General features: G+C 56.2%; 12 protein-coding genes and 1 tRNA gene. All 13 read left to right on the top strand.

Annotated elements, in window-relative coordinates; translation table 11 throughout:
• Positions 1-92: 92 nt before the first annotated feature.
• The 13 genes from serS (at position 93) to RBB62_RS10785 (ending at position 12669) form a co-directional block, all read left to right on the top strand.
• Positions 93-1367: a serine--tRNA ligase gene (gene serS / locus RBB62_RS10845; protein WP_309398846.1), complete on the top strand. Its 1275-nt coding sequence runs from the start codon at positions 93-95 to the stop codon at positions 1365-1367.
• A 139-nt stretch (positions 1368-1506) separates the two neighbouring features.
• Positions 1507-2472, top strand: coding sequence for a PstS family phosphate ABC transporter substrate-binding protein (locus tag RBB62_RS10840; protein ID WP_309398845.1), 966 nt, complete (start codon positions 1507-1509; stop codon positions 2470-2472).
• A 165-nt stretch (positions 2473-2637) separates the two neighbouring features.
• On the top strand, positions 2638-4974 hold the full coding sequence (locus RBB62_RS10835; RefSeq protein WP_309398843.1) for an ABC transporter permease subunit: 2337 nt from the start codon (positions 2638-2640) through the stop codon (positions 4972-4974).
• Complete coding sequence (locus RBB62_RS10830; RefSeq protein ID WP_309398842.1) at positions 4974-6959, top strand: phosphate ABC transporter permease PstA; 1986 nt, start codon at positions 4974-4976, stop codon at positions 6957-6959. The genes RBB62_RS10835 and RBB62_RS10830 overlap by 1 nt, the downstream gene beginning before the upstream one ends.
• Before the next feature lie 6 nt (positions 6960-6965).
• Positions 6966-7778: a phosphate ABC transporter ATP-binding protein PstB gene (gene pstB, locus RBB62_RS10825; protein ID WP_309398840.1), complete on the top strand. Its 813-nt coding sequence runs from the start codon at positions 6966-6968 to the stop codon at positions 7776-7778.
• A 150-nt stretch (positions 7779-7928) separates the two neighbouring features.
• A complete protein-coding gene (gene phoU, locus RBB62_RS10820; protein WP_309398839.1) occupies positions 7929-8618 on the top strand; it encodes a phosphate signaling complex protein PhoU in 690 nt (229 codons plus the stop codon).
• 98 nt (positions 8619-8716) lie between these two features.
• Entirely contained in the window at positions 8717-9721 is a 1005-nt protein-coding gene (locus RBB62_RS10815) for a tRNA dihydrouridine synthase (RefSeq protein ID WP_309398838.1), read from the top strand.
• A gap of 73 nt (positions 9722-9794) precedes the next feature.
• Positions 9795-9871: transfer RNA gene (locus RBB62_RS10810), tRNA-Ile, on the top strand.
• A 161-nt stretch (positions 9872-10032) separates the two neighbouring features.
• Positions 10033-10179, top strand: a complete 147-nt coding sequence (locus RBB62_RS10805; RefSeq protein WP_309398837.1) for a hypothetical protein — start codon at positions 10033-10035, stop codon at positions 10177-10179.
• Positions 10180-10912: 733 nt separating this feature from the next.
• Positions 10913-11356 (top strand): cupin domain-containing protein, encoded by a 444-nt coding sequence (locus tag RBB62_RS10800; RefSeq protein ID WP_309398836.1) that lies wholly within the window; start codon positions 10913-10915, stop codon positions 11354-11356.
• A 62-nt stretch (positions 11357-11418) separates the two neighbouring features.
• Positions 11419-12045: a PIN domain-containing protein gene (locus tag RBB62_RS10795; RefSeq protein ID WP_309398835.1), complete on the top strand. Its 627-nt coding sequence runs from the start codon at positions 11419-11421 to the stop codon at positions 12043-12045.
• Positions 12045-12200, top strand: coding sequence for a hypothetical protein (locus tag RBB62_RS10790; protein ID WP_309398834.1), 156 nt, complete (start codon positions 12045-12047; stop codon positions 12198-12200). The genes RBB62_RS10795 and RBB62_RS10790 overlap by 1 nt, the downstream gene beginning before the upstream one ends.
• A 31-nt stretch (positions 12201-12231) precedes the next feature.
• Complete coding sequence (locus RBB62_RS10785; protein ID WP_309398833.1) at positions 12232-12669, top strand: hypothetical protein; 438 nt, start codon at positions 12232-12234, stop codon at positions 12667-12669.
• The last annotated feature ends 282 nt before the right edge of the window (positions 12670-12951 follow it).

The raw sequence follows: 12951 nt of genomic DNA, 5'->3' as shown, positions 1-12951 counted from the left end.
CTTTGACGGCAGTTTCCTGTAGTTTTCGCTGTTCATTTGCGCGTAGCTCCCTATGAACGGTTTTGGTCCTAATTTCAGAACCGGATAATCCCATGATCGACCTAAAACTCCTCCGCGACCAACCAGACGCCCTTCGCGAAGCTATCGCCAAGAAGAAATTCGACGTTAGCTGGGACGAACTTTACGCGCTCGACGACAAGCGTCGCGCCGCCATTGCCAAGGCTGAAACCAGCCGCGCCGAGCAAAACGCTGCGAGCAAGAAGTTCGGCCAAATGAAGGACAAGAAGTCCCCGGAAGCGCAGGAAGCGCTCAAGGAAATGAAGGCCATGAGCGAGGCTGTGAGAACCTTGGAGGCGGAAGCTGCGACGGTCGAGGCCGAGTGGAAGGCGCTGTTTTTGCAGATCCCGAACGTCCCGCATGAGAGCGTGCCGGTCGGCAAGACAGAGGATGATAACGTGGTGGCGGCCGAAGTGGGCAGCATCTCCGATGTGTCGGCTCACGCCGTTCCGCACTGGGACATTGCCTGGTTCACCTCGGCGATCGACTTCGAGCGCGGCGTCAAGGCCACGGGCGCAGGCTTCCCGTTTTACGTGGGCGACATGGCCCGCTTTGTGCGCGCGTTGATCACCTTCTTCCTCGATGAGGCGCATGCTAACGGCTACACCGAAGTGCTGCCGCCGCTCCTCGTTAACGCCGCCAGCGCCACGGCCACCGGCCAGCTGCCGGATAAGGAAGGCCAGATGTATCACGCAGCCAAGGACGACCTTTACCTGATCCCGACGGCCGAGGTGCCCGTCACGAATTTTTTCCGCGAGGAAACTTTCGACGAAAAGGACCTGCCGGTCTATCGCTGCGGCTACACTCCGTGTTTCCGTCGTGAGGCTGGCAGCTGGGGCGCTCATGTGCGCGGCCTCAACCGCTTGCACCAGTTCGACAAGGTGGAGCTCGTGAAGTGGGTTCACCCGGACAACTCTTTTGACGAGCTGGAGAAGCTCCGCGGCGACGCCGAGGGCATCCTGAAGAAGCTCGGTCTGCCGTATCGGGTGCTCCTCATGTGCACAGGTGACATCGGCTTCCCGCACGCCAAGCAATATGACCTCGAAGTCTGGGCCGGCGGCCAAAAGCGTTGGTTGGAGGTCTCCAGCTGCTCGAACTTTACGGACTTCCAGGCGCGCCGCGCAGGCATCCGTTATCGTCCATCCGGCGGCGGCAAGGCGGAAATCGTCCACACGCTGAACGGTTCTGGTCTGGCCATTCCACGAGTCTTGGCTGCGCTTTTGGAGAACAATCTCCAGGAAGACGGCTCGGTGCTCGTGCCCGATTGCTTGCAGAAGTGGTTTGGCTCCGATCGCCTGGGCCCAATGTAGTTTGTTACAATTCAGAACGTAAACAGAGGGCTTCAGGTCATTCTCGTAACACAACCGTAACAAAAGGCGCAGAAATGTTACGAAATCGACCGCCATTTACCTTGCCCAAGGATGGCAAAGTTCAGGAAATCGAGGCCTCATGAATCGCATTTTGACAACCCTCGCCCTCGGCTTGGCGGCAACTGTTGCCCCGTTCGCCAGCGCATCTGACATGCTTGATCCGGATCTGCCGACTTACCAAAAGGTTAGCGGTGTTTCGGGTAATTTGAACTCCGTTGGCTCGGACACCCTGGCCAACATGATGACGCTGTGGACCGAGCAGTTTAACACGCTCTACCCGAACGTGAATACGCAGGTGGAGAGCAAGGGCTCCTCGACCGCCCCACCCGCCCTGATCGAAGGCGCTTCCCAGCTCGGCCCGATGAGCCGTATGATGAAGGCTGAGGAAATCGACAAGTTCGAGGCCAAGTTTGGCTACAAGCCGACCGCTGTCCCGGTCGCGCTCGACGCCCTCGCGGTTTTTGTGAACAAGGACAACCCTATCGATGGCCTGACTCTCGAAGAGGTCGACAGCCTTTTCTCCAGCACCTACAAACGTGGTGGCTCTCCGATCAACACTTGGGGCCAACTTGACCTTAAAGGCGACTGGGCCAGCCGTCCAGTGAGCCTCTACGGTCGCAACAGCGCCTCCGGCACCTATGGCTTCTTCAAGAAGGTCGCCCTCGGCGGCGGTGACTACCGCTCGACCGTCAAGGAGCAGCCCGGTTCGTCTGCCGTGGTGCAAGGCGTAGCCAGCGATCTTTACAGCATCGGCTACTCCGGCATCGGCTACAAGACCTCTGGAGTGAAGGCGATCTCCCTCGCTGACGACGATGGCGCGCTCTTCGAGCCGACCGCGGAAAATTGCCTCACCGGCGACTACCCGTTGGCCCGTTTGCTCTATGTTTATGTCAACAAGGCTCCGAATCAGCCGCTCGATCCGCTAACCCTGGAGTTCGTGAAATTTGTTCTCTCCAAAGAGGGACAGGCTGTGGTGGCTAAGGATGGGTATTACCCGCTGCCTGCAATGGCGGTAGAGTCGACTATCGCTGAGCTAACCAACTAAGCGACAACGATTTCCCAGTAGACAAAGGCGAAGTTTTATGACTTCGCCTTTGTTTTTTTGGCCGTTGTTAATGTAGCACTTACGTTACGGGCGAAATTTAAGGGTTGAGCTGACGGCCTAGCAGTCTATCACGCCCCCTTCGACATCTGCTAAACTGAACCCGCTATGGCGTCCCAAAATCCGAATCCTGACCCTAAGCGCTTCGAAGTTTCGAAGGGCACCTTGAGGTTAGACACGTTCATGACGCACTTCATCAAGGTGGGGGGCGTGGGCATTATTCTGTCGGTCTTTGCGATCTTCATCTTCATCACGATTCAGGTCTTGCCGCTGTTTCAATCGGCCAAGGTCGAGGAAGCGGCGGTGATCGACACCGGCGTGACGGATTTCCACATCGTGGGCGTGGATGAGTGGGGCGAGCTGCCGTTCGTGGTCAATCTCAAGGATGGCTCCTTTACTTTCATCGACATCAAGCGTGAGCACGAAGCAAAGCCAGTCATCGGTCCGCGTGGCATTTTCACAGAACACCCGAAATACGCTGGCAAGGCGGAGTTCACGTCCGCGCTCTACCATCACAAGAGCGAAGAGGTCATTTTCGGCACCAACGACGGTCGCTACACGCTGGTCAAAGTGGAATACACGCCGGAATTCAATGCCCGCAGTGAGCGCACCATCAAGGCCAAGCTCAGCGCCGACAAGTTCTTCCCTTTGGGCAAGGGCCTGGGCGCCGTCCAAGCGATTGATTACTACGACGCCGATAAAGACCGCCTGGTCGCGGCGCTGGTCGAGAGCGACACCGGTCTGCAAGTCCGCACGACCACCTTTAAGCGCAAGAAAACGCCCTTTGGCGTAGGCGCGTGGAAACCGGCCGACGAATACAACCTGACTGACCAGATCCAGGGAAAACCCAGCAAGGTGCTCGTGACGGGTCAGGGCAACGGCGTGCTGATCTCGACGGTCGAAGGCACGGTTTATTTCTTCATCATCGAAAAGGGTGAGATTGGCCTGCGCCAGAAGTTTCAGCCGTTTGGCGAGGAGGGCATCGGCTCGATGGATTGGCTGCTCGGCAACGAGTCGCTGGTCTTCACTTCGGATAAGGGCGAAAACGTGATCTTCGCGCAATACCGCCCGGAGCCGACCGAAGAGCAACTGGCGTCCGGCGAAGAAGTCCGCCGCCAGTTTGCCGAGATCAATAGCCTGCCCAATCTCAGCGGTCCGGCTGATTTGTATTCGCACAGCATGCGCAACCGCGCCTTCTTGCTGGCCAGTGGTCCTGAAGCCTCGATTCGCTATGGTACCACGGGATCGATTCGCTGGCAAAAGACGCTCGGCTTTACTCCGAAGGCCGGGATTCTCGGTTCGCGCTACGAAACGATGATGCTCGCCGATGACGCCGGTAGCCTGCACTTTTTCTCAATCGACGACCCGCATCCCGAGGCCAGCTTCAGCGCGTTCTTCAGCAAGATTTGGTATGAAGGCCAGGACGAGCCCAAGTATCTTTACCAGTCTTCCGCCGCCGACGCCTCGACCGAGCCCAAGTTCTCGATGGTGCCGCTGATTTTTGGCACTTTCAAGGGCACGCTTTACGCGATGATTTTCGCGGTGCCGATCGCTCTGCTCGCCGCACTCTACACCTCGCAGTTCCTCAAGCCGGAATACAAGAAGGTGGTTAAGCCGACCATGGAAATCATGGCCTCGCTGCCGTCGGTGGTGTTGGGCTTTTTGGGCGCGCTCTGGCTGGCGCCGATTCTCGACAGCCGCTATCCGTCGGTCTTCTTAATTCTGTTTTTGCTGCCGCTCACGGCGGCGGCGGTCGGTTACGTTTGGGGGCAGCTTCCGCAGCGTTACCGCATTTATTTGAAGCCCGGCCAAGAGTTCCTGGTGTTCATTCCGCTCCTGCTGATCGTAACGATTGCCGGCTGGGAATTGGGCCCCTGGGTCGAGAGCAAGCTCTGCGTTTACGTGGACCCAACAACGGGCCAGGAAATCGCTGACTTCCGCCTGTGGTGGCCGCACACATTTCTCGGCGGTAACTACGATCAGCGCAACTCAATGGTCATTGGCTTCATGATGGGTTTTGCGGTGATTCCAATCATTTTCACCATTGCCGAGGACGCGATGTCCAACGTGCCGCAATTCCTCACCTCCGCTTCGCTCGCCTTGGGCGCCAGCCGCTGGCAGACCGCCTCGCGCGTGGTGCTGCCGACTGCGTCGCCGGGTATGTTCTCCGCGATGATGATTGGCTTTGGCCGCGCCGTGGGTGAGACGATGATCGTTGTCATGGCCACCGGTAACACGCCGATCATGGATTGGAATATCTTCAATGGCATGCGCACGCTCTCGGCCAACATCGCGGTGGAAATGCCCGAAGCGCCGAAGGAATCGACGCACTACCGCATTCTCTTTTTCGGAGCGCTGCTCCTCTTCCTCATGACCTTCCTCGTGAACACGGTGGCAGAAGTCGCCCGCGTGCGCTTGCGTAACCGCTACAAAACCGTCGGCTGATGAGCGAAAAAAAATCCAAAGGCTTCGACACGAAAATGCGTCCCGCTGGCGAGATGTATGTCTGGCTGTGTGGCATGGGCCTGGCCTCGGGCATCATCATGGTCATCGGCTTGCTGTGGATCATTGTCGCCAACGGCGTGGAGGTATTCTGGCCTCGGCCGGTTTATCAGGTGAAGATGACGGACGGCTCCGTTGTCGCAGCGTCGATCGTGGAAGACCGCGAAAAGAAAGTTGCCGAAGCTGGCGGTGATTTTAAGCACGAATACAAGCTCTTCACCGGCAACAAAGATGTTGGTCCGCAGTTCCGCTATGTGGACCACGACGCCATCGAATCCATGGACGTCGCTGAGGGCATTTGGATGGCTGACCGTGAGGGAAGCGGTAAAGCAATTTTCTACCCGGTGGAGCTTACCTTGGCCGACGGCAAAACCGTTTCCGCCGAGAGCCCGGAGTTTAAGGCCGAGCTGCAAGGCGTGATTGATGCGGCCGAAGAAGCGCGCCACCAAGCGGAGGTAATCGACAAGGGCGTTATCCGCGACTACGCCGCCGAAAACAAAGAGTTGGTTTTTGAAATCCGCCTGCTCCAAAATAACAATCCGGACGAGCGCAAAGACCTCCAGCAGATGGACGAGCTTTATAAGCGCATCAACATGCTCGGGGCAGACGCGCAGGATCAGCGTGCGGAGCTGATGAAGGAGTATGACGAGCTAGCGAGCCGTGGCGGGCCGTTTGCCCAGCTCATGGAAATCCATGACCGCTCGACGACGCTCTTCAAGGAATACGAAGAATACTTCATCGAGAGCGATGCACTGAAGGCGTCCATCAAGACGACCACGCTCCGCTATAAGCTGATCGACGGCACCGAGCGTTCCTACACTGCCGGCGAGATCCTGAATTTCTATCAGCCCAACGAGTTTGGATTCCTGGATAAGGTGAAGTTCTTCATCGCGCATTTCTGGATGTTCGTCACGGACTCCCCGCGTGAAGGCGCGACCGAAGGCGGAATTTTTCCGGCGATCATCGGCACCTTCGTGATGACGGTTTTGATGTCCGCCGCAGTGATGCCGTTCGGGGTGCTGGCCGCGATTTATTTGCGCGAATATGCTGCGCAGGGCTTGTTTACGCAGGCTGTCCGCATTGCGGTGAACAACCTCGCGGGCGTGCCGTCGATTGTTTACGGCGTGTTCGGTTTGGCGTTTTTCGTTTACGGCATGGGCAGTTGGATTGACAGCGGCGCCGAAGACCCCATGGCGGTTGCCTCGTGGTCGATCTGGCTTATCGTCGCTATCGTCGTGCTCGTCGCGTTGCTGGTGCTCGCTCAGGAAGGCCTGTGGAAAACCCGCACCTGGATGCCGAACAAGTTCCGCCAGCAAGCGGTTTCCGGTCTGTCGATTGTCTTCATCGTTTTGCTGGGCTGCCTGATTTACTACAGCCCGTTCTTCAATGGTTTCTTTGCCGACCGCGCCATGCTCAACGAGCCGACCTTTGGCTCCGGTGGCGTGCTCTGGGCCTCGCTGACGCTCGCGCTGATGACGGTGCCGGTCGTCGTTGTTGCGACCGAAGAAGCGCTGGCTGCGGTGCCGCGCGGCGTGCGTGAAGCCTCGCTGGCTTGTGGCGCTTCGAAGTGGCAAACCATTCAGCGCATTGTGATGCCGGCTTCCGCCTCAGGCATCCTGACGGGCCTCATTCTGGCGATGGCGCGCGGCGCGGGCGAAGTGGCTCCGCTGATGCTCGTGGGCGTCATTAATCACGTGGAAGAGCTGCCCATCGACGCCTCTTATCCGTTCTTCCATTTTGAGCGGAAGTTCATGCACTTGGGCTTCCACATTTACGACCTTGGCTTCCAATCGCCCGACTCGGAAGCGGCCAAGCCGATGGTTTTCGCCACGACGTTCCTGCTCATCGTGTTGGTCGTCGTCCTGAACTTGGGCGCAATTTTAATTCGCGATCACCTTCGCAAGAAATACGCTACCGGAACTTTCTAACTCGTCATGGCAACCGTAACCGCAACCGAACCCACTTTGACCGAGCACACCGCGCCGTCGCCGGACCCGTCATACATCCAGGTGAAGAATTTTTCGTTCTGGTATGGCTCGTCGCAGGTTATCCACGACCAGACGTTTTCCATGCCCAAGCAAAAGGTGACGGCGTTTATCGGGCCGTCGGGCTGTGGTAAGTCCACCTTGCTGCGTTGCTTCAACCGCATGAACGACCTCATCGATGGCATCCATCACGAGGGCGATATCACCGTGGGCGGCGAAAGTATATTCAATCCGATGCTGGAGGTGATTTCCCTGCGCAAGCGCGTGGGCATGGTCTTCCAGAAATACAATCCGTTCCCGAAATCGATTTACGAAAACATCGTTTACAGCCTCCGCGTTGCCGGCCGCAACAAGAAGAGCGAGCTCGACGAAGTCGTGGAGCGCAGCTTACGCAACGCCGCGCTTTGGGACGAGGTTAAGGACCGTTTGCAAGACAGCGCGCTCGGCCTCTCTGGTGGTCAGATGCAGCGTTTGTGCATTGCCCGCGCCATTGCCAATCAGCCGGAAATATTGCTGATGGACGAGCCCTGCTCGGCGCTTGACCCAGTCGCCACCGGCAAGATCGAAGAGTTGATCCACCAGCTGAAGCGCCAGTTTACGATCGTCATCGTGACGCACAATATGCAGCAGGCAGCCCGTGTCAGTGACCGCACCGCATTCTTCTACCTGGGCAAGCTCATCGAATATGATGAGACGCAAAAGATCTTCATGAACCCAGAGAAGCCGCAGACCGAAGACTACGTGTCTGGCCGCTTTGGTTAAGGGTTTCCATTCGATTTGCGTTTTCGTTGAGGCATCTGGGCGCTAAAGCTATCGGCAGAAATAAGTGAATAAACGAGCGGATAGCATTGCGCTAGGCTTGAGTGTAGCTTAGGTTACACTAAATCATTGTTAATCTAATAGCCGAATCCCATGCCTCATCATCATTTTTACGAAAGCGAACTCGAAGACATCCGCCGCAAACTCGTCCTGATGGGGGAGAAATGTATCGACTTGGTCCGTTTATCATTTCAGGCGCTTGAGCAAAACGACCTCAGCATTGCCCAGCGAGTCCTGGGGATGGATGACGAGATCGATGAGCTGGAATTGCACATCGACAACGAATCCGTTCGCTACCTGAGCCTCCGTGCGCCCGTGGCCACCGATGTGCGCATGCTGACCGTTTGCATGAAGGGCTGCCATGACTTGGAGCGTGTTGGGGATGAAGCTTCGTCCATCGCCAAGCGCGTGCGTCGTCTTGCCCGGCAGGGGCGCCCGATCGGCGACTTGGCTGGCATCCCTCAAATGACCGAGATGGTCATCGGCATTCTGCGCAAGAGCATCGATAGCTTTGTTAACGAAAGCTACGATGAGGCACTGAGCTTACCAGAGATTGATCGCAAGGTAGACGACCTGAATCGTTCTAATTATGACATTCTCATGAGCCGCTCGGCTGACGATAGCAAATACGTGCCGATCGGCATCGAGTTGATTTTCATTTCCAAGAGCCTGGAGCGCATTGGCGACCACGCAGTCAATATCGGCGAAGAAGTCGCCTACTTGATCAAGGCTAAGAACATCAGCCATACCGACCTCGTGCGCCGCGCACCCACGCGCAGCTAATCGAAGTTCGCGATTGTCAGGTTTCAGCTCTAGATTTTCAATGCGGCAACATTTGCTAAGTTGAAAATCTTTTCTGACCATTGACTACTGAATCTCAGATGCAGCTTCCCTGGATTGGGCTCGGCAAGATGCCGCTCTTCCTGGCGCCAATGGCGCGCTTTACGGACAGCGCTTTTCGCCAATTGTGCAAAGAGCAGGGCGCGGATGTGATGACGACGGAGTTCGTCATGGCAGAAAGCCTGTTGCGCAACGAAAAGTCTTGGCGAAATGTGGACTTCACCGAGGAACAGCGTCCAATGGGCGTGCAGATATTTGGCTCGCAGCCCGAGCGAATGGCCGCTGCCGCGCGCGCCATTGCGGACCGCGTGAAGCCGGACTTTATCGACATCAATTGCGGCTGCCCAGCAAGCCGCGTAACGGATATTCACGCAGGTTCTTCCCTGCTCAAAGATCCGCCACATCTGCAAAAGATAACGCGCGCTTGCGTGGAGGCTGTGCCGGAGCTCCCGATTACGGTGAAGATTCGCGTGGGCTGGGACCACGAGCAAATCGTCGCGCTCGAAGTCGGCCAACGTGTCCAGGATGCCGGCGCGGCGTTGCTCGCCATTCACGGACGCACGAAAGAGCAAGGCTATCGTGGCGATGCGGACTGGAATTTGATCAGCGAAGTCGCTGCCGCGCTGACGATCCCAGTCGTGGGCAATGGCGGGGTGCAGACCTGCGCCGATGTTGCCAAGCTCAGCAAGGATACGCCCGTGAGCGGCATCATGATTGGGCGTGCAGCGCTCGGCTACCCCTGGCTTTTTAAGGAGATTAAACACTACCTGGCCTCGGGCGAGATTCCACCGCCACCACCACCCGAAGAACGCTGGCAGACGATTTTCCGTTTTGTTGAATTGCTCTACGAAGGCCCGTATGCAGACAAAGATCGCGGTGACGTGGGGTGGCTGCGCGCCAAGGTTAAAGCCTTGACCAAAGACATGCCATTGGGCCGCCGATTGCGTCCGGTCATTGACGGCATGAACCACGTGGACGAGCTGCGCGAAATCTCCGAGCGGCATCTGGTAGAGGTTGCCGAACGCATCCCCCTAAACCCAATTTAGCGTCTATGAATTGAGATCACGATCTAGGCTTGCCAAGCCATCTCGGGCAATCATTATCTATCCCCTTTGCTTGGGGCCTGTAGCTCAGTCGGTTAGAGCAGGGGACTCATAATCCCTTGGTCCTCGGTTCAAGTCCGAGTGGGCCCACCAAGTATTGATGCGGCAATCGGGCTGCATGCGCTTACTTCAGCAGCTTTTATAGTATTTCGAAGCTATAGCCAAACAATGGCGGGCTAATGATGCTAAAAGCAAGTCCTAGCAGCCTGTCGTATTTGATGACATAGCTGGGCTGAAGTTGATTATTTGCTGTGATGGATATTGTGACGGTTGATCGAGAAACGCCTCTTCTTGAGGGGTTGCTTTTGGCGCGCGAGTTGAAGCTGTTCAAGCTGGGCACGGTCGCCATCGATAGCACGCACCTGAAGGCCAACCCGGCCCCGGCGAACAAACCAATCTGAGCGCCCTGGATTCGCGCCTGATGCGCAAAGGCAAACGTAACGCGGTGACGCAAAGCTACAACGCCCAGCAACCTGCAAAGCCCTGATCCCCGCGCCGCCCCCCCCATACTGATGGCATTGAATCGACCAAACCGAGGTAGCGGTCAGCGTCCCCGCTGACCACAAAATGCAAGCCGATGATGTGGTTGAGCGAGACGCGATCACGTGGGGATACTGCATCGCGCGGGCCGATTGCATCTGTTGTTTTAGGCTTGGTCAGTGGGGACGCTGGCCGCGACCTTGATTTCGTTGATTGGAAGCCAGCAAATGAAACCGCCCATGCGGAATTCCCTACGGTGAGCCTAGGGCAAGGGCGGGCTTAAAGTGGCCAACTGAGCCAAAATATCCAAAAATAGAGTTTCCTATACGGTTGTTTCCGAAAAGCCTACTCGGTTGTTTTGCAGTTTCCTACTCGGTTGTTGGGGAGTTTCCTATGCGGTTGTTTTCGATTCTCCTACTCGGTTGTTTTGCAAAAGCCTTATGCTGTACCTGGGAAACAACCGCTCGGTTATCGGAGCAGTACAGCACCGGTTGTTGACTCAGTACAGCATCGGTTATTGCAGAAACACAGCATCGGTTCTTTTTCAGAATGCTCACTAGGCTTTTTCTACCCCGATTAGGCGTGCGAAATCTGGGGTGGGCGGTATGCTGCTGGTTTCAACCTTCAACTACTAGCTGTTCGCATCCGATGGAAATGCCTCCCGTAATTCGCAAGCCCGACGAAGCCCGCGTGATCCGGGCCTTTGGCGACGAAATGATCCTCCACCTGGGAGTCGCCGACACTGGCGGAAAATTCACCATGTGGACCAATGTGACGCCGCCCGCCGGTGGCCCGCCGCCGCACCGCCACGAAAACGAAGACGAGTGGTTCTGGCCGCTGTCCGGCCCCTGCGAGTTTTTCAAGGACGGCGAGTGGCTCACGGTCCCGGCGAAAACGGCGGCCTTCATGCCGCGCGGCTCGGTCCACACCTTCCGCAACCCCAACGCGGAACCGCTGACCATGCTGATCCAAACCATCCCAGGCGGCTTCGAAAACTTCTTCGCCGAATGCGCCGAAGAGTTCTCCCGCGGCGGCCCACCCGACATGCCCAAGATCATCGAAATCAGCGCCCGCCACGGGATTTATTATTACTTATAGGAATTGATGTGTGATTGTCGCATTGACGTATTATGCATGCCAATTCATTGTTCGTATCACATTTGAAAACGAACTACATCCTCATCGATTTCGAGAACGTGCAGCCTGATGCGTTCGATTGCGCGAATGATTTGCCGATCAAGGTGATTGTCTTCATCGGTGAATCACAGAAGAAGATATCGCTGGAGCTAGCCGCGAAGCTGCAAGCGTTGGGCGAACGCGCTGAGTATGTGCGGATCTCCGGTAGCGGACAGAATGCGCTCGATTTTCACTTGGCCTATTGGATTGGTCGGCTGGCCGAGCGTGATTCCAATGCCTACTTTCACATTGTCTCGAAAGACAAGGGTTTCGACCCGTTGATCAAGCACCTGAAATCATCAAAGATTCTGGCCCAGCGAGTCGTGCAGCTGTCAGATATCATGGTTTTAAATGGCAGCGCGAACGGTAGCTATGCTGACAAGGTAGAGACGGTAATTAAGTCACTCCAAGGCCGTGGCAATTCACGCCCGCGCCGCCAAAAGACGCTGCACAACGCGATCTCATCGCTCTTCATGAAGTCGCTGAAAGAAGATGAGATCACGCGGATCATTAACACACTAGCAAAACGCAAGATAATCACGCTTCAGAACGAAGTGGTCACGTATAACTTCGCCGAAGAAGAAGTGGTTGAAGCCAAAGAATCAGCCTAGTGCGCTTAGTTGAGTCCGTGGGCATTGCTCCATCAATTCTCGGTGCGGTACGAGTATTCCTTGAGCCATTCGCCGAAGAGTTCTCCCGCGACGGCCCACCCGACATGCCCAAGATCATCGAAATCAGCTCCCGCCACGGGATTTATTATGTTTAAATAATCCGTGGCTTTCCCATATGGTAGGGCAATGAGATTACTTTTACTGAGCTGCCTGGCGTTGCTGCTCTTCACCGACTGTGGGGCGGATGACCAAGAGCGGGAGCTAACCGGAGACGAGATTACTGATGAGGTGGTCGTGCCGATTCTGGCTGCGGCAGGTTTCAAATTGCCGCCGGGCAGCCAAGCATTGCACTACTACTACGTCCCGCCCATTGATCCTGCCTTTCTGGCTAAGTTTAAGATTCCCGAGCAACAAACCGCCGCACTTTTAGGCGAGCTGGCGCAAAAGGAAAATCAAGACGTCGACCTGCTGGGAAGCCTACCCGAAAAGGTTGATTGGTGGATTAGCGATGGCGAAGACGCGTTGATCGAACGACGCTACGACAGTGATGGCGGCATGGTTCAGGTGGTCGTCACTGCTTCTGGCGGAGAGCGCTTTCTCTACGTAGGCGAAGTCACATTCTAACCATCCGAAAGAAAAGATTCAGGCCGCATTGGATACGGACGTCGAATCGAACAATTCCAGACGAGCTAAACGTTCCAATAAGCATTTGAAACAATGAGCAAATCGGGCCCAACCAAACGCTCCGCGCAACATAAGCAAGCCCTCGCGAGTGAGCTAGAGGTTCAATAAAATGAGATATATGCTAAACATTAGCCTTTGCTGGGCGTCCATGCTCCTGTGGTATTGGATTGCTAATTCTGCCTCACTTTCAACCGGAGGCATGCTGGGAGAGAATAACCTAAC

It is taken from the genome of Cerasicoccus maritimus (genome assembly GCA_031296935.1).
GTDB lineage: Bacteria > Verrucomicrobiota > Verrucomicrobiia > Opitutales > Cerasicoccaceae > Cerasicoccus > Cerasicoccus maritimus.
The sequence above is the reverse complement of the archived record's forward strand: the minus strand, read 5'-3'. Positions and strand labels throughout refer to the sequence as shown.

What these genes read in the sequence shown, in the direction of transcription:
- RBB62_RS10840 (WP_309398845.1), top strand. Translation starts at nt 1,507, where the DNA reads ATGAATCGCATTTTGACAACCCTCGCCCTCGGCTTGGCGGCAACTGTT.
- serS (WP_309398846.1), top strand. Translation starts at nt 93, where the DNA reads ATGATCGACCTAAAACTCCTCCGCGACCAACCAGACGCCCTTCGCGAA.
- RBB62_RS10785 (WP_309398833.1), top strand. Translation starts at nt 12,232, where the DNA reads ATGAGATTACTTTTACTGAGCTGCCTGGCGTTGCTGCTCTTCACCGAC.
- phoU (WP_309398839.1), top strand. Translation starts at nt 7,929, where the DNA reads ATGCCTCATCATCATTTTTACGAAAGCGAACTCGAAGACATCCGCCGC.
- RBB62_RS10835 (WP_309398843.1), top strand. Translation starts at nt 2,638, where the DNA reads ATGGCGTCCCAAAATCCGAATCCTGACCCTAAGCGCTTCGAAGTTTCG.
- RBB62_RS10805 (WP_309398837.1), top strand. Translation starts at nt 10,033, where the DNA reads ATGGATATTGTGACGGTTGATCGAGAAACGCCTCTTCTTGAGGGGTTG.
- RBB62_RS10800 (WP_309398836.1), top strand. Translation starts at nt 10,913, where the DNA reads ATGCCTCCCGTAATTCGCAAGCCCGACGAAGCCCGCGTGATCCGGGCC.
- RBB62_RS10815 (WP_309398838.1), top strand. Translation starts at nt 8,717, where the DNA reads ATGCAGCTTCCCTGGATTGGGCTCGGCAAGATGCCGCTCTTCCTGGCG.
- pstB (WP_309398840.1), top strand. Translation starts at nt 6,966, where the DNA reads ATGGCAACCGTAACCGCAACCGAACCCACTTTGACCGAGCACACCGCG.
- RBB62_RS10830 (WP_309398842.1), top strand. Translation starts at nt 4,974, where the DNA reads ATGAGCGAAAAAAAATCCAAAGGCTTCGACACGAAAATGCGTCCCGCT.